Origin of the sequence: Acinetobacter sp. ANC 3882 (assembly GCF_022549545.1) — a bacterium.
Taxonomy (GTDB): domain Bacteria; phylum Pseudomonadota; class Gammaproteobacteria; order Pseudomonadales; family Moraxellaceae; genus Acinetobacter.
Genome location: NZ_JAKZGB010000001.1, coordinates 604,793 through 621,338 on the forward strand (window position 1 = coordinate 604,793; position 16,546 = coordinate 621,338).

Sequence of the window (16,546 nt, forward strand, 5' to 3'; positions counted from 1 at the left end):
CAGCTAACTTCATTACTGCCTATTCTTTTTAGACAGTAACTTTAAATACATCACAGAGCATAACTAATTTAATTCGGTTGGTAGCGGGAGCTGGATTTGAACCAACGACCTTCGGGTTATGAGCCCGACGAGCTACCAGACTGCTCCATCCCGCACCGACGAGTTAGCTTTATACGCACATCTAACCCACAATGCAAATTATTTTTATAAAAATCGCTTAATTTAGCAATTAACGCCTAAATTACACACAAATCGATCAAAACTCACGCTCACTCAATGTGTCTGAGTTAAGCTTGTAGCAGAGCGCTAAAGATTCAGATATTGAATAAATCAGACAAGATTCGTTCAATAAAACAACTATTTCTTTATAATTCAAAATTCTACAAAAATATTATGCAGTGAAAAGCCCAGTATGTAACAATATCAGCACCCTTTCTTTTATATAGTGCTTCATGTCATTAATTATTGGTATTGATCCCGGTTCACGCATAACGGGTTACGGAATTATCGAAAAAGATGGCAATAAGTTACGTTTTGTCGATGCAGGGACGATTCGTACTGAAACACAGGAAATGCCTGAACGTTTGAAGCGTATTTTTGCCGGCGTCGAACGTATCGTTAAATTTCATGGTCCGACTGAAGCTGCTGTAGAGCAAGTGTTTATGGCGCAAAACCCCGATTCAGCCTTAAAGCTCGGTCAGGCCCGTGGTGCGGCAATTGCTGCACTGGTCAATCTGGATTTACAGGTTGCGGAGTACACCGCACGTCAAATCAAGCAGTCCGTTGTCGGTTATGGTGCTGCAGAAAAAGAACAAGTACAGCTGATGGTAATGCGTTTACTCAATTTAACCATCCAACCGCAAGCAGATGCAGCAGATGCCCTTGCTGCGGCAATTTGCCATGCCCATGCTTCAGGCAGTATGAGCAAAATGGCAGTACTCAATGCATTAGGTGGTATGGCACGTGGGCGTAGTCGCTCAAGTAGCAGACGCCGTTAAATTAAGAACAAACCAATATGATTAAAAGCAATCTATTAGATAAGGCCATCAAGCCTTATATAGACTTTAAAGAAAAGTTGGGAAATTTGATTAAAGGATACGGCTTTGTCCCCATTTCTTATTATGCTGACTCTAAGAAAGAAATTGCCCACAAAATTCTTCCTATATTACGATCATATAGAAAATTAATTATTAAAAAAGATAATATATCCCTACCTACATGGGTTGTAGACTCAAAGTATCCTCAAGATTTCAGTGATGATGAGCTAAATTACATCTGGTTAGACTATCTAAATAAAATGATTCTTGCTTTTGAGTTAGTCTTGGCAGGAAATCATAGTACAGAGGCTGAAAAACAAATCGAGGAAGGTTTGAGATTATTTACAAGCTATTATCAGCATTTATGGGATTAACCTAAAAGCAACCTAGTTAAAAAATCTAACTCCCCCTCACCACTATTAATAAAAATTATTGATTCACCACATAATAAATCATTTTTCCCATGTCATGCGCTTGCAAGCCTCTCTCTCCGTTCCTAGCTAAGAGATCACCTGCCCGCGCATGTAAACTCACGATTTCATGCAATGCAACTTGCTGATGAAATTGAGCTTTTAAACTGGCGATCATCCCCGCCAATACATCACCCATTCCACCTGTGCCCATGCCTGCATTGCCCTGCGTACAGATAAATAATTTATCTTCTAAAATTAAGCTCCCTGCACCTTTCAATACCCATTGCCCTGCATACTTTTGTTGCAGTTGCTGAATCGCAGCAATTCGATCTTGCTCAATGTCAGCAGCAGTACATCCTAATAACGTTGCGGCTTCACCTGAATGCGGTGTGGCGTAGATATGAGCGCCAAGTTGTTCCGAACTCTTTGCCAAAAACCAGAGTCCATCTGCATCCAGTACAACCTCTAAATGAGAGTTTTGATTGAGTAACGCAAACCATTGCTGATAAATATGTTCAGCCCATTGATCCCGTCCTAAGCCCATACCAAAACATACAGCATCGACCTGTTTAAGTAACTTCTCAATATCTTCTTGATCTAAGCTGTTAATATCTCGCACCATAATATTGGGTGCACGCGCCAAGATAGCTTGATGATGTTTTGGATGACAAACTACGCTGACTTTACCAGCCCCTGCATGAAAGGCAGCTTCAGCCGACATAATGACCGCGCCTCCCATATCGGCATGTCCACCTACAACCAATACATGCCCATAGCTTCCTTTATGTCCAAAAGCCTGACGTTTCGGCAAAACGATTTTTTCAGGCGATAAATAAGCAAGTGCTTTTAATTCAGCGTCTGTTGGAATCAAACTGACGAGATGTAATTGCCCAACAAATTGCTTCGCCTGCCCAGTAAATAGCCCTGCTTTATAGCCGAGAATCGTAAAGGTATGCTGAGCTTGTATGGCACATGGTATGGCTTGTCCAGTATTGGCTTGCAGACCACTTGGAATATCAATTGAAACTTTTAAACCTGTTTGCGCATTGAAGAGTTGAATAATACCTTGCCAGTTTTGATCAAGTACTCGGTTTAATCCGATGCCAAACAAAGCATCAATATGGCAATCAAAAATGGGGAGTTCTTGATGGACCGCATTTTCAGACAATAGATAATCAACACTTTGAATATTCACTTGCTGCTGTTGCGCATAATCTGCTGCTTGTTTTAAATCTAAAGATTGACCGAGTTCAGTTGCATAAACAGTGGTGCGAAACCCCTGTTGCTTCAGAAAAGCTGCAATATAGTATCCATCACCTGCATTATTACCTTGCCCGCACCAAATCGCGATCTTTTGAATTTTGTTTTGCTTAAATTGCTCGACCAGTTGCTGTGATATTGCCCATGCTGCCTGCTGCATTAACCCTAAAGATGAATTTTGCTGAGCAAACCAACGTTGCTCCCATGCTTGAATACTTTGGCTATGGTAAACTAGGCCTTGCATGTTTTTCCCCTTTATTATCGGTTTATGGCTACCAGCACCCTATCTCAAACACAGTCTCAAAAAATCGAGCTACAACAGCTTGATCCTGAGGCGCTTAAAGCATGGATAAAAACTCAGGCTTTAGACTTGGGCTTTTCTGATTGTGTCATTGCCAAACCAGATGCTCAAGATCAAATGCCTCGTTTCAAAGAATATTTAGAACGGGGTTATCATGCAGATATGCACTATTTAGAGGAAAACCTAGAAAAACGTGCTGATCCAACATTGCTGGTGCCTGGGACTAAAAGCATTATTTGTGTGCGGATGAACTATCTTGTGGCATCGCCCAAGCCCCGTTATGTACCATTTGAACCAAATTCGGCCATTATCGCGCGCTATGCACGTGGTCGTGACTACCATAAAGTCATGCGTGGACGGTTAAAGACTTTAGCGAGTCGTATCAAAGAAAAAGTCGGTGATTTTGAATCACGTCCTTTTGCCGACTCGGCACCTATTTTTGAAAAGTCTTTGGCTGAAAGTGCAGGTATGGGCTGGACCGGTAAACATACCTTATTGATCCATAAAAAATCAGGCTCTTTTTTTGTTTTAGGCGAACTGTTTACTTCTCTAGAACTGCCTTTTGACCAGCCTGCGACTGCACATTGCGGTTCATGTACTGCCTGTATCGACATTTGTCCGACACAGGCAATTGTGGAACCGTATATGTTAGATGCAAGAAAATGTATTGCATACTTAACCATTGAGTATAAAGGGATCATTCCTGAAGAATTACGCTCTGGCATTGGCAATCGTATTTTTGGCTGTGATGATTGTCAGTTGATTTGCCCGTGGAATGGTTTTGCCAAAACTGCGTCAATCCCTGACTTTGACCCAAGACATGGTCTAGATAACATTCGCTTACTGGATATTTGGCAATGGGATGAAGCGACATTCTTAGCCAATACTGAAGGCAGCCCGATTCGCCGTACAGGATATCAGTCCTTTAAACGCAATATTGCAATTGGCCTTGGAAATGCTCCATACTCAGCTGAAATCGTCACTCAATTGCAAGATGCAAAAACGTTGCACGATGAGATCGTCAATGTACATATTGATTGGGCAATTCAACAGCAATTGCAGCAAATAAACGTACACTGAATAGAAAAATGGTGTTTTTTGCCCTTTGGCTTTGGCACGATTTCTGTATGATGAATCTCAATGTCTGTAATCAATCATCATGGATATAACAATGACTTTACGTAATGACTGGACTCGTGATGAAATCCAAGCTTTATATGACCAACCTTTTTTAGACTTAGTATTTCAAGCACAAGGTGTTCATCGTCAACACTTCCAAGCAAATGCGATTCAGGTCAGTACCCTACTTTCGATTAAAACGGGTAAATGTCCAGAAGACTGTAAGTATTGCTCCCAATCAGCTCGTTACGATTCTAAATTAGAAGCAGAAAAGCGTATCGCAGTCGATAAAGTCATTCGTGAAGCACTCTCAGCAAAAGAGTCTGGTTCATCGCGCTTTTGTATGGGAGCCGCTTGGCGTAACCCACATGAACGTGATATGCCTTACGTGCTTGAAATGGTACGTGAAGTTAAAGCATTAGGCCTAGAAACCTGTATGACTTTAGGTATGCTGAACCAATCGCAAGCTGAACGTTTAAAAGATGCAGGCCTAGATTATTACAACCATAACTTAGATACATCTCGTGAATACTATTCACATATCATCAGTACCCGTACATTTGATGATCGTCTTGATACGCTAGATCATGTACGTCAAGCAGGTATGAAAGTATGTAGTGGCGGTATTGTAGGCCTAGGCGAAAGCCGTAATGACCGTATTGGCTTGTTACATGAACTTTCGACCATGCCAGTACACCCAGAGTCTGTACCAATTAATATGTTGGTTCCAATTGAAGGTACACCGTTGGCGAATGTTGAAAAGCTTGATGTGACTGAATGGATCCGTACCATTGCTGTTGCACGTATTATCATGCCACACAGTTATGTTCGCCTCTCTGCTGGCCGTGAATCATTGAGTGATTCTGACCAAGCCCTTGCGTTTATGGCGGGTGCAAACTCACTCTTCTCAGGTGATAAACTACTTACCACACCAAATGCGGGTGAAGGCAAAGATCAAGTTCTATTTGCCAAATTAGGTTTAACCGCAGAAAAACCAAAGCCGACCGTTGCTGAACTTTCCGTAGATGCCATGAGTGCATAAACAAAAAAGCCTTGTCACATGACAAGGCTTTTTCTTTAAAGATGATTAAATTGATGTGACCAAAATGCCATATTCAGCATTTAAAAACATTCCTATACGGATGATATCAACGCCTGCTGCATGTGTGACTGACAGTTCTTGGCTATGCACATCAAAATGAAATGAATCAAAAATATCCTGATGATGCATCAACCATAACACTGTATCGGCAATATTTTCATCTACCGTATAAGTTTCCGACTTAAAATCTTTATCCATAACACTATGCATATCTTCATTGGATCTATACATCATAACGGATCAAAGGCTTTAACGCAGCTTGTAAAAAACACTTAGTAAAGGACATTACTCACTAAGTGTGTAAAACGAGAATACACCTTTAAATATTTAAGCCGCTTGCGGACTCACAATCGTTTGACCTGCCTTTAAACTTTCAACAGCCTTTGTATTAAATGCCAAAGTCAGCACATGGTTATCTAAATGAACATGATAAGACTGGATCAATGACTGCTGCCCTTCATCTGTTTCAAGCACGTATTCATCTGCAATATTTAAGATACCCTCTAAATTGGTCGTACTAGAGGCACGATCATGGCTGAATAGATCATAGATCGTTTGCAAGTTGAAGCTAGTCTGCTGTTCCGTAGGATGACTTTTTAAATAACTTTCTAGGAATAAAACAAACTTGTGTGCAAAGAAATAGTAGTTTGGTTTGTGGGTATAAAGCATGTTCATTGAAAGCTCCTCTCGGCGTTTTTTTCATCTAATCATGACTAAAAAACTAAGGATTGAACCTTAAAAGATTCTTAAAAGAACTTTGAGCTTTTTGTAAACACACTTAATAATCATTCTAAAAACTTGATTATTCATCTAAATCATTTTTTCAATTTTGTTAATCAAATCACATAAAAATACAATTTTAGCCATTTTTTGATCAAAAAATAATCATGTGGCCCAATTTTTATGAAAGGAAAAAACAATCAGTCTTAAGCAATTTTAAACAAACCAGTCGGTAAAATAAGTTTTCCACAAAGCAAAAACTTTTCATATCAACAACTTATTAATAATCGGAAAATTAGATTAAAAACCACTATAAAAATGTGACGCTGTTTGCATTTTTAAAACCTAGTGATATATATTTCGCACATTACTTGTTCAGCGCAAAAATCCAACTGAGAAGTAATTTTAATTCAAACTTTTAGCCGATGTGTTCGAGAAATTATTATGAAAAAACTTGCTTTGATCGCTACTCTTTCAGTTGTTGGTATTGCTAACGCTCAAGCTGCAGATGGAACGATTACAATTAATGGTCTAGTAACAGACAAAACTTGTGACATCGTGACTCCAGCGGGTAAAGACTTTACTGTTACGCTTCCTACCGTTTCTAAGCAAACTCTTGCTAATGCAGGTGCTGTTGCTGGTCGTACACCATTCCAAATCAACTTAGGTAACTGTTCAGAAGGTAAAGTTGCAACTTACTTCGAACCAGGTGCAACTGTTGATTTCAATACTGGCCGTTTACTTAACCAAAATGCTGCTGGCGCGAAAAACGTTGATGTTCAATTACTAGGTAACAACAACCAAGTAATTCCAGTTCTTGCTGCTGGTAGCAATGGTGCTCAAGCGAACTCACAATGGGTTGACGTTGTAGAAGGCGGTACTGCTGACCTTAACTACTATGCTGAATACTATGCAACTGGCGCGTCTACTGCTGGTGAAGTAAATACTTCAGTTCAGTACACTATTATTTATCAATAATCTTTGATAAATGGTGCGAATTTCTAGGTTTCTAGAAATTCGCAGTTGTACACTTCACGCAATCATAGAGTAAATTTAAATGGCACTGAACAGTTACAATTTTTTGCTTGGTTTAACGATGTCATCGGCTTTAATCGCAAGTCAAACACATGCAGAAATTATTTTGCATGGTACTCGCGTTATTTATCCATCAGATGCTCGTGAAGTGACTTTGCAAGTCAGTAACAATGGTTCTAAGCCATCGCTTGTTCAGGCATGGATTGACGAAGGTGATGCTAAAAGTACACCCGATCAGTCTAAAGTTCCGTTTATGATTACGCCCCCTATTTCGCGTGTTGATCCAACGAAGAGCCAATCTCTTCGTATTACTGCATTACCAAATGCAGCTCAATTAAATCAAAAACAAGAAACAGTTTTTTGGCTGAATGTTTTGGATATACCACCAAGACCTACAGCGAACAATAAAGATGCTGTTCCTGATAATTTTTTACAGCTTGCGATCCGTTCACGCATCAAATTTTTCTATCGTCCAGCAAGCATTAAAGCGGATGCCAATCTCGCTGGTGAAAAATTGCAGTGGGCTAAAAGCGGTCAAACACTGATTGTAAAAAATCCAACGCCGTTTCACGTCACCATGACTGCGGTGTACCAGCAAAATGCAGGAAAACCTGTTGACTTGCTGCCTAAAGGTTTGATGTTACCGCCTTTTTCAGAGGACAAGATCCAATTGAAAACTGGTAGTACTGAAAAGCTCAGCTACGTGAATATCAATGATTACGGTGGTCGTATCGAACACCAGATCAAGCTTCAATAACAAACAAATTTATTTCCACTCAATAAGTGATTTTGTACCTATCCTTGAATAGGCGAACGGATTATGTCAAAGAAAAATGCAACAGCTAAATTCTTGAAGCGTCGTATTTGTTATTACCTTACTTCTGGGGTAGTCACAGTCACGATGCCTATGGCTGTTTATGCAGTAGAACAGACAGCAGAACAAGCACCACCAATGGAAGCAGAATTTGACTCTGTCTTCTTGATCGGTGACGCACAAAAAGTCGATATTTCTCGTTTTAAATACGGGAACCCAGTTTTGCCTGGTGAATATAACGTTGACGTTTATATCAATGGCAACTGGTTTGGCAAAAGAAGAATGATGTTCCGTTCAACTGAACAAAATAAAAATGCCTTTACCTGTTTCACTTCTAGCTCATTGCTTGAATATGGCGTAAAACAAGACGTTCTTGTCAATCGTACTGAAACTGCTGCGCCGAATGCCTGCTACAAAATCGAAGAATGGATCGAAAACGCATATTACGATTTCGACACGTCACGTTTGCGTGTCGATATTTCGATTCCACAAATCGCCTTACAAAAAAATGCACAAGGCTATGTTGATCCGAGTATTTGGGATCGTGGTGTCAATGCTGGGTTTTTATCGTATAGCGGTAGTGCCTATAAAACGTTTAATCGTTTAAATGAAAATAAAGAAACCACCAATGCCTTTATGGCAATTACTGCGGGTGCCAATATTGCAGGTTGGCAACTTCGCCACAATGGTCAGTGGCAATGGCAAGATGGTGCTCAAAGTGAATTAGATTCAACGACTAAAAAGAAATCAAACTACGAATCGACAAGCACCTATTTACAACGTGCTTTCCCTCAGTATCGAGGAGTTGTTACCTTAGGTGATAGCTTTACCAATGGTGAGTTATTTGACTCATTTGGTTATCGTGGTTTAGATTTTTCAAGCGATGACCGTATGCTACCGAATAGTATGCTCGGTTATGCGCCACGTATTCGCGGTAATGCAAAAACCAACGCCAAAGTAGAAGTTCGCCAACAAGGTCAGTTGATTTATCAAACCACGGTTGCGCCGGGTAGTTTTGAAATTAATGACCTCTACCCTACAGGTTTTGGTGGCGAACTCGAAGTTACGATTATTGAATCAAATGGCGAAATACAAAAACTTGCCGTTCCTTATGCATCTGTTGTGCAAATGCTACGCCCAGGCCTAAGCCGTTACTCCGTCACTGCGGGTGAGTTTCGCGACCGTGATATTGATTTAACGCCGTGGGTAACACAAGGTAAATACCAACGCGGTATTAATAACTATTTGACGGGCTATACAGGTTTTCAATTAGCAGAAGATTATAGTGCGTTATTATTAGGTGCAGCAGTTGCAACACCGATTGGTGCAGTATCATTCGATATTACCCAGTCCAATACTGACTTTGACAAACAAGGCTCTCAATCGGGTCAAAGTTTCCGTCTAAGTTATAGTAAGCTCATTTCACCGACCAATACCAACTTAACTTTGGCAGCCTATCGCTATTCAACCGAGAACTATTACAAGTTACGTGATGCCCTGTTGATTCGCGATCTTGAAGATAAAGGCGTGAACACCTTTGCTGTGGGTAAACAGCGTAGTGAGTTCCAAATCACCCTAAACCAAGGTTTACCTGAAGGTTGGGGTAATATTTACATGGTTGGTTCTTGGAATGATTACTGGAACCGTAATGAAACCAGTCGCCAATATCAAATTGGTTATAGCAACAATTATCATGGCTTAACCTATGGTCTTTCTGCAACCAATCGTCAGATCGAATACGGTTCAAGCAGTACGCAAACACGTGATACAGAATATTTGATGACACTTTCTTTCCCAATCAATTTCAGAAAGAATTCGGTCAACGTCAATGCAAACGCATCTGAAAACAACCGCACAGTCGGTATGAGCGGTATGGTTGGCGATCGTTTCAACTACGGTGCATCTGTATCTCATCAAGACAGACAGAACCCGAGTTTCAACGTTAACAGTCGTTATCGTACAAACTTTGCGACGGTTGGTGGTTCTTATAGTATTGCTGATTCATATCAACAAGCGATGCTTAGTGTTAGTGGTAGCGTTGTTGCTCATTCGGATGGCATCCTGTTTGGTCCTGAACAAGGTCAAACCATGGTACTAGTATATGCGCCAGATGCTGCAGGTGCCAAAGTCAACAACACCGTTGGCCTTAGTGTAAATAAATCTGGTTATGCGGTTATCCCTTATGTAACACCATACCGTTTAAATGACATCACACTTGATCCTCAAGAAATGTCGACCAATGTTGAACTAGAAGAAACCAGTCAACGTATCGCGCCTTTTGCTGGTGCGATTGCAAAAGTTGATTTTTCAACCAAGAAAGGTTATGCCATTTACATCAATACCAAAACAGCAACTGGTGAAAGCTTACCATTCGCTGCACAAGTCTTTAATACTAAAGATGAATCTGTTGGTATCGTGGCACAAGGCAGCATGGTGTATTTACGTACGCAAGAACCAAAAGGTGATTTGTACGTAAAATGGGGCGATGAAGCCAATGAGCAGTGCCATTTCAGTTATGATGTGACAGCACAACTTTCTAACGACCAGCAAAGCATGATCATGTCTGAGGCCGTATGCAAATGAAAAAATTACTCTTAAGCAGTGCCTTAGTTGCTGCAGGTTTTGGTGTAAATACAGCAGCTCAAGCTGCTTGTTCAACTAGCGCGGGTTTCAGAACAATTGACGTCTCCATGCAAGTAGGTCGAGTTGTAGTTCGACCAAGTGACCCCGTTGGTAAAGTCTTAGTTAAATCTCTTTTTGAAATTCGTCCTGATTCTAGAACAACATATACTTGTAATAGTAGCGATATGATGGTCGCACGGTTATTACAAAATTATGCAATTAGTCCACTTGGCGATAATATCTATTCAACCAATATCCCAGGGATTGGAATTCGTCTTTATCGAGAAGCATTTAATGCTACGAATTTCTCAGGATATTATCCTTATACCCGATCTGTACCAAGTACTCGTATTAGCCTTGCCGAGGGCTATTTCGTTGTTGAAATTGTGAAAACAGCAGAAAATACGGGCTCAGGAACATTAGTGCCTGGTGTTTATAGTACCTATTATGCTGGAAACAGGAATGATCGCCCTTTCTTAACCAGTACCGTTTACGGTAACGCGATTACGATTGCTTCTTCTTCTTGTGAATGGAGAGGTGATATTAATAAAGCAGTACAACTTCCAACTGTGATGAAATCGGGCTTTAAAGGTATCGGCTCAACTCAAGGCGAGCAATCTTTTGACTTAAATATTCTTTGCAATGGTGGTGAAAATCCAACAGGTTATGAAGAAAAAAACCTCATTAGTTTAACCTTTGACTATCAACAAGAAGGTAATAACACTCAAGTCTTAAAGAATCTTGAACCCAATTCGACTAAAGCAAATGGTGTTGGTGTACAGCTTGTATGGAATTATCAAAATAAAAATCAAGTGATTGGTTTAGGTAATAAATTAGAGCTAGGAACAGTGAAATCGAACCAAACTGTTCAATACAACGTTCCACTAACAGCTCGCTACTATCAAACTGCAGCCAATGTCACTGCGGGTAAAGTCCGCGCTATGGCTACTGTGACCATTCAATACGATTAACCTTTTATAAGACCTCTTCCCAAACGAGAGGTCTTTTTTTATAAAAACTCAAAAAATAGAATTAAGTTATTAATTTTTAAAATCAATAACTCAAAAAATACTCACATTTAATTTTTGATAAAAACCGTAAATAACACACCAGAGGAATAATCAATGAAAAAACTGAGCATATTTGCACTTAGCCTAGCCTTACTCGGCTGTGGTGAAAATCAAAATGGTTCACAACAAAATGCTACTTCTACTCAATCAACAGCAGCACCATCTTCAAGCCTTAGTTTGCGTAGTTTTAGCCAACCACAAACTTGTCAGTATAACTTTGATGCCACACAACAAGATTATGATGATTTATGGAACAATCAAAATTCAGATTATCTAATGGGTATATTTCCAACCATCAATGGTCAAAAGTTTAGCTTAACCGTTGCCCCCCCTTATTTTTCAAATAGCGACCCTGAGTACGGTACTTTTAATTACTTACAATACTTAGCTACCAGTAAAGCAAGGTTTTATTCGGCAATAAATTCTCCATACTTTCCATACTTACAAGATGGTTTAGGAGATTTTAACTTACCAAAAACAGGGATTCTTGCACTGGAAATGCAACTCGATATACCTGGCGCCCCACTAAGTGGTGGTTATTATGGAGAACCGGGTTCATCTTATTTCGCAGATATTAATTTTAGTGGAATCTCTGAAAATGGATATGTTGTAAGGTCAGGATATAGTTTCATGGCAGGTGCCGCTGATCCTGATTTCGGTGAAAATCCACCATCCGTATTATTTATGCTTGGTTACCCGAATAGCGATGAGACCGAGTATACTTCAGTTGCTTATTACTACAATAAAATGACCGACTATCAAAGTAAATATCATCGCGTAGGTATCTATATCAACCAAAATACCAAACAGGTTGGCTTTATTGTCAATGGTGTTGATCAGGGGTATCAAGGAACACTCCCTGCCCCATTGAAAAATATCGGTTTTGATATCCGTAGCTGGGTTGGTTCAGATAAAAACGGTAAATTCTCAGACAAACTCGCAGGACTAGAGTTCTCATCTGAATTAATCACTGACCGAAATGCCCTACAGTTTAGCTATCCACAAGGTACAACAGACATCTGTGGTAACGCAATCTAGTTCATTTAAAGCTGTCAAAGCCTAATCATTTGATTCGGCTTTTTATTTTAAAAAAATGGAAATAGCATAATTTTCCAGTTGTAATTGTATAGCTAAGTTCCATATTTGAATTTTATAAAGACGTTACAGCGACCATATAATGCATACCAGACAGGTTAGGTTTTAAATTCTCATTAAAATAAAAATATGTGACTCAATTAACAAAATAAAATAAATATATTAATTATCAATTTTAAAATAAAATCTTAAACACATCACACTTTAAACAACTATTTTAATAATATTTAATATTAATGTTGCCTTAATAATAAAACTCATGTTAATTAATGCTTAATACATTTATAAAAGGCAATAAACATGTATAAAAAAATTTATAAATCTGCCCTACTTTTATCATTAATGGCGTTTGCTTCGGTGAGTTATTCTGCAAACACCATCCAATTGAATGGAAGTATTGTAGAAGATACCTGTTCGCAACAGCATCAAAACAATGACTGTCAGCAACTGAACGTTATACGCGATAAAATCGACACACAATCTATTTCAATCAATGACTTAAATATCCAAACACAAAAAAATACCACTACAGATATTAGCTTCGAGCAGCTTTCTGACCAAAAGAGTGCTGTCATTATTGCAAACTACTACTAGTTAGTATTTTATTATCGTGTATGTGAACTAATTTACACTTAAATTTAATTAGCTCACATAATCAACTTAAATTATTTACAAATTAAACCAATTGATGAAAATCACCAAATTTTGATTAATGGATCACATTTTATTTAAAATTTAATTAAAATAAAGTTAAGATAATTTTATTTTAATTAATATTATTTAAGAAAAGATAAAACTAAAATTAGAAAAACTAAAGCTATATTTAAATTATTTCCCATTTAAACATGGTTGTATATTGACCAGTCGAATCATTTTCTATAGTTTTTAATTGATGAAAATAAAAACACTTTAAAATAATAAGGAATAAAAATGGATCACTTGAAATCCGATTCACAAAACAATAGCACCTGCGTTGATTGCACAAAAGATCCAATTGAATCTTTGAAAGCAATGTTTGTCGACATGGTACAAGCTGGCAGAATTGGTAAAGGCCAATGCCCTGCTATGCGACCAGTTTTTCTCAAACCCCATGGAATTGCTGCTGCCGAGTTCATTATCCGTGATGATTTGCCTGAAAAGTTACGTGTCGGGCTATTTGCAAATATTGGCAAAAGTTACCCAGCGTGGATTCGCTTCTCATCAGATACAACGCCCACAAATACAGATTTCAAATCTACGTTGGGTATTGGCATTAAACTATTTGATGTCGCTGGTGCGAAAATACTAGGGAATCCTGATGCTGATACCTTTGATTTTATCCTACAAAACTTCGATGCCTTTTTCGTTGATACGGCCAAAGACATGTGTGAATTTACCAAAGCAGGTGTTGTCGATGGTAATTACGATCCTTATTTAAAAGCACATCCCAAAACTTCAGAATTGTTGGATGCGATGGCAAAACCCGTTGCCAGTGTTTTGGCTTCGCCTTATTGGAGCGGTTTACCATTTCAATTTGGTCAAAATGAATATGTAAAATATAAATTAGAACCTGACTTTTATCTTGATCCACCTCAGCACTCGCCCAATGATCCTTCTTATTTAGCTACAGATTTAATCACGCGCTTAAAGAAGTCAGAAGCACGTTTCCGCTTCATGATCCAACTCAGAACCAACCCTGGAACAATGCCACTAGATGAAGCGACTGTAGTCTGGTCAGAAGATCTAAGTCCACCAATACATATCGCTGATATTATTATTCCTATTCAAGATATTTCTGCTCGTGGACAAGCCCAATACGGTGAAAACTTATCTATGAATATTTGGCGAGTCACAGCCGAACATGCTCCAGTAGGTTCGATTGCAGACGCACGACGTGTTGTTTACGCTGCATCTGCTGAATTACGCCGTAATGTCAATGGTGTTCCCTTAGGTGAACCTGATACTCCTCGCCCGCTTATTTCACCTGCTGCTTGCATTGACACCCAAATTGTACGTGCAGCAATTCATCCAGCGATTGGTATTGCACGTGTAGGTGATAGTGAAAATGAGTTCTTTATTGGACCAGAAGTTGTAGATGCGCCTGCGGACCTAAATCAACAGCCCAATAGTTATAGAGATGCAACGGGAGCAATAAAAAGACAAGCTGCCCGATTCCGTATCTATGGTTATAACGCTGCTGGAGACGTGGTTCGAGAACTTAACCCTGACAATGCAGATATTGTCTGGACTGTTCATGTGGCTAACCGTAAAGCTGAATGGTATCAATTTCAATATGCACTTGATATCCCAGAAGCAGTAAATGCATCAGACAATGCTTTTACATTGCGCAACCCAAAAGTTAGGCCAATAAACCGTCATAAGTTAGCCATAGATCCTGGCCCACGAAGTATTCATGGTCGCAATATTGCAGGTGGTGCTGAACATCGTTTTGATACAGGAACTTTTCAGGCAGCAGCGGATCAAGCTATCACGGTACCTTTAGGTGAAATTCAAACGGATGAAAATGGGCGTTTATTGTTTTTGGGAGGACATGGAAAATCAGCTTCACCAACCCAAGCACCTGTCTATGATCCAGATAACCCACCAAGCTTTAATAATGCTGATGATTGGTATGACGACACATCTGATGGTCCAGTTACAGCAAACGTGTCGATAAATGGAATTGCCATTCCTGTTGAATCAGCATGGGTTGTCGTTACTCCACCCAATTATGCACCTGATGTAGTCAGTTGGCGGACGATGTACGATCTCATGTGTGATGTCTATGTCAATGCAGGCTGGATGGTCATGCCAGAAAAGCCCTCTTTTACCAAAGATATATGGCCCCTATTAAAGCGTCTAGGCGGCTTACAATGGGTCAATAAAGGTTTTGCAGCCTATTTCGCTAAAGGTTGTCCTATGGATTTTAGCAACCCAGCATTGCTTGCCAAACTTTCTCATAAAGTCAAAGATAAAACCTTAGCTGATCCATATAGTGAGCTACGACGTGCGATCTTCCACAATTTCAGACCATCAAAACCGATAGTCGCCGAGCCAGTACAATGGCCACACATCTGGCCTTGGATTTATGGCGATGCCTTTGGCAGTTTTTCAGAAAATGGAACTGGCAATATGCTCACCATGACAGGTTTACAAGAAGGCTTACTCCGTCATTGGGTAGAAGGAAATTTTATTGATGACTGGTCAAATGAAGAAATTAAATTACCAAGCTCATTAGATCAAGTCCCGCTACCAGAACAACCACATACATTAGATCAAGCAGCGTTGCATTATTGCTTAGCCGATACTTTCCATCCTGGTTGTGAAATGACATGGCCCATGCGTCATGCCAGTATGTATAGTTCACCTTTTCGAATCCGACTACGTTCCAACTCGGATCCTGAACCTGATTATGGTGCCACAATGACACCTGTCAAAGTTCAACAAGTAGATGGGCCTTTATATGCTCAAATACCGGGTAGCATTACCCGTTGGATGGCGATTCCATGGCAAGGAGATACAGCATTCTGTCGCTCAGGTTATGATCCTGATTTCGACCCATATCTTCCAACATTTTGGGCAGCCCGTGTTCCAAATCATGTTCTAACCGAGCAAGACTATCAAAAAGTGATTAACTTAGAACTACCACGAGAAGAACGTATTGCCGCCTTTAATCAACGTCGTAGCTGGTTACGTGCCATCCAAAATGCAGATACAGCAGAAGTGATGATGCGTATGATTGCGCATTTCAATGAGCTTGGTATTGTTGAAGTACGCGAAGGTTTAAAAGGTGATCCAGATATTCCTGAATATATTTATGTTGAAACTTTGATTGCAGGCCAATTAAAAACAGCAGCAGAATATGCAACCAACTTATTAGAAAGCAAAGTCGAGCCACTAACCGATCTTGAAAAAGCAGGCTGGGCAAGCCATGAACAATTATTAGCATTCCGTTCTGTACGTGTACAAAAACGCTAAA

14 protein-coding genes and 1 tRNA gene are annotated in these 16,546 nt (G+C 39.6%); 11 read left to right on the plus strand and 4 right to left on the minus strand.

Translation table 11 applies throughout. The features are described from left to right. Positions 1-78: 78 nt before the first annotated feature. A tRNA-Met gene (locus tag MMO42_RS03070) sits at positions 79-155 on the minus strand. Positions 156-452: 297 nt separating this feature from the next. Here MMO42_RS03070 and ruvC point away from each other — a divergent pair. Continuing rightward, positions 453-998 carry a crossover junction endodeoxyribonuclease RuvC gene (gene ruvC, locus MMO42_RS03075; RefSeq protein ID WP_005152354.1) on the plus strand — a complete coding sequence of 182 codons (546 nt, stop codon included), beginning with the start codon at positions 453-455 and terminating at the stop codon, positions 996-998. A 17-nt stretch (positions 999-1,015) separates the two neighbouring features. Then, positions 1,016-1,411 (plus strand): hypothetical protein, encoded by a 396-nt coding sequence (locus MMO42_RS03080; protein ID WP_241319279.1) that lies wholly within the window; start codon positions 1,016-1,018, stop codon positions 1,409-1,411. A 55-nt stretch (positions 1,412-1,466) separates the two neighbouring features. Here MMO42_RS03080 and MMO42_RS03085 read toward each other — a convergent pair whose 3' ends face one another. Then, positions 1,467-2,954, minus strand: a complete 1,488-nt coding sequence (locus tag MMO42_RS03085; protein ID WP_241319280.1) for an NAD(P)H-hydrate dehydratase — start codon at positions 2,952-2,954, stop codon at positions 1,467-1,469. A 24-nt stretch (positions 2,955-2,978) separates the two neighbouring features. Here MMO42_RS03085 and queG point away from each other — a divergent pair, with 24 nt between their 5' ends. Further along, positions 2,979-4,091 (plus strand): tRNA epoxyqueuosine(34) reductase QueG, encoded by a 1,113-nt coding sequence (queG, locus tag MMO42_RS03090; protein WP_241319282.1) that lies wholly within the window; start codon positions 2,979-2,981, stop codon positions 4,089-4,091. A 91-nt stretch (positions 4,092-4,182) separates the two neighbouring features. After that, complete coding sequence (bioB, locus tag MMO42_RS03095) at positions 4,183-5,172, plus strand: biotin synthase BioB (RefSeq protein ID WP_005293339.1); 990 nt, start codon at positions 4,183-4,185, stop codon at positions 5,170-5,172. Positions 5,173-5,217: 45 nt separating this feature from the next. Here bioB and MMO42_RS03100 read toward each other — a convergent pair whose 3' ends face one another. Together MMO42_RS03100 and MMO42_RS03105 are read right to left on the minus strand one after the other, a co-directional pair. Next, positions 5,218-5,430, minus strand: coding sequence for a hypothetical protein (locus tag MMO42_RS03100; RefSeq protein ID WP_032862832.1), 213 nt, complete (start codon positions 5,428-5,430; stop codon positions 5,218-5,220). Between the two features lie 129 nt (positions 5,431-5,559). Further along, the gene (locus MMO42_RS03105) at positions 5,560-5,907 is read right to left on the minus strand and encodes a hypothetical protein (protein ID WP_005189348.1); all 348 of its coding nucleotides are present in this window, start codon (positions 5,905-5,907) and stop codon (positions 5,560-5,562) included. Positions 5,908-6,396: 489 nt separating this feature from the next. On the opposite strand from MMO42_RS03105, the gene MMO42_RS03110 reads away from it, so the two are divergent. The 7 genes from MMO42_RS03110 (at position 6,397) to MMO42_RS03140 (ending at position 16,545) form a co-directional block, all read left to right on the plus strand. Continuing rightward, entirely contained in the window at positions 6,397-6,930 is a 534-nt protein-coding gene (locus MMO42_RS03110; protein ID WP_005189351.1) for a fimbrial protein, read from the plus strand. Positions 6,931-7,009: 79 nt separating this feature from the next. Next, a complete protein-coding gene (locus tag MMO42_RS03115; RefSeq protein ID WP_241319283.1) occupies positions 7,010-7,744 on the plus strand; it encodes a fimbria/pilus periplasmic chaperone in 735 nt (244 codons plus the stop codon). Between the two features lie 60 nt (positions 7,745-7,804). Next, positions 7,805-10,384 carry a fimbria/pilus outer membrane usher protein gene (locus MMO42_RS03120; protein ID WP_241319582.1) on the plus strand — a complete coding sequence of 860 codons (2,580 nt, stop codon included), beginning with the start codon at positions 7,805-7,807 and terminating at the stop codon, positions 10,382-10,384. Beyond that, entirely contained in the window at positions 10,381-11,394 is a 1,014-nt protein-coding gene (locus tag MMO42_RS03125) for a fimbrial protein (protein ID WP_241319284.1), read from the plus strand. Before MMO42_RS03120 ends, MMO42_RS03125 begins: the two co-directional genes overlap by 4 nt. Before the next feature lie 153 nt (positions 11,395-11,547). Beyond that, positions 11,548-12,531 carry a DUF4882 family protein gene (locus tag MMO42_RS03130; protein ID WP_241319285.1) on the plus strand — a complete coding sequence of 328 codons (984 nt, stop codon included), beginning with the start codon at positions 11,548-11,550 and terminating at the stop codon, positions 12,529-12,531. 357 nt (positions 12,532-12,888) lie between these two features. Further along, the gene (locus MMO42_RS03135; protein WP_241319286.1) at positions 12,889-13,182 is read left to right on the plus strand and encodes a type 1 fimbrial protein; all 294 of its coding nucleotides are present in this window, start codon (positions 12,889-12,891) and stop codon (positions 13,180-13,182) included. A 336-nt stretch (positions 13,183-13,518) separates the two neighbouring features. Next, positions 13,519-16,545, plus strand: a complete 3,027-nt coding sequence (locus MMO42_RS03140; RefSeq protein ID WP_241319288.1) for a LodA/GoxA family CTQ-dependent oxidase — start codon at positions 13,519-13,521, stop codon at positions 16,543-16,545. The last annotated feature ends 1 nt before the right edge of the window (position 16,546 follow it).

What these genes read in the sequence shown, in the direction of transcription:
- MMO42_RS03110 (WP_005189351.1), top strand. Translation starts at nt 6,397, where the DNA reads ATGAAAAAACTTGCTTTGATCGCTACTCTTTCAGTTGTTGGTATTGCT.
- MMO42_RS03135 (WP_241319286.1), top strand. Translation starts at nt 12,889, where the DNA reads ATGTATAAAAAAATTTATAAATCTGCCCTACTTTTATCATTAATGGCG.
- MMO42_RS03105 (WP_005189348.1), bottom strand. Translation starts at nt 5,907, where the DNA reads ATGAACATGCTTTATACCCACAAACCAAACTACTATTTCTTTGCACAC.
- MMO42_RS03085 (WP_241319280.1), bottom strand. Translation starts at nt 2,954, where the DNA reads ATGCAAGGCCTAGTTTACCATAGCCAAAGTATTCAAGCATGGGAGCAA.
- MMO42_RS03125 (WP_241319284.1), top strand. Translation starts at nt 10,381, where the DNA reads ATGAAAAAATTACTCTTAAGCAGTGCCTTAGTTGCTGCAGGTTTTGGT.
- MMO42_RS03140 (WP_241319288.1), top strand. Translation starts at nt 13,519, where the DNA reads ATGGATCACTTGAAATCCGATTCACAAAACAATAGCACCTGCGTTGAT.
- MMO42_RS03130 (WP_241319285.1), top strand. Translation starts at nt 11,548, where the DNA reads ATGAAAAAACTGAGCATATTTGCACTTAGCCTAGCCTTACTCGGCTGT.
- MMO42_RS03100 (WP_032862832.1), bottom strand. Translation starts at nt 5,430, where the DNA reads ATGGATAAAGATTTTAAGTCGGAAACTTATACGGTAGATGAAAATATT.
- bioB (WP_005293339.1), top strand. Translation starts at nt 4,183, where the DNA reads ATGACTTTACGTAATGACTGGACTCGTGATGAAATCCAAGCTTTATAT.
- ruvC (WP_005152354.1), top strand. Translation starts at nt 453, where the DNA reads ATGTCATTAATTATTGGTATTGATCCCGGTTCACGCATAACGGGTTAC.
- queG (WP_241319282.1), top strand. Translation starts at nt 2,979, where the DNA reads ATGGCTACCAGCACCCTATCTCAAACACAGTCTCAAAAAATCGAGCTA.
- MMO42_RS03115 (WP_241319283.1), top strand. Translation starts at nt 7,010, where the DNA reads ATGGCACTGAACAGTTACAATTTTTTGCTTGGTTTAACGATGTCATCG.
- MMO42_RS03080 (WP_241319279.1), top strand. Translation starts at nt 1,016, where the DNA reads ATGATTAAAAGCAATCTATTAGATAAGGCCATCAAGCCTTATATAGAC.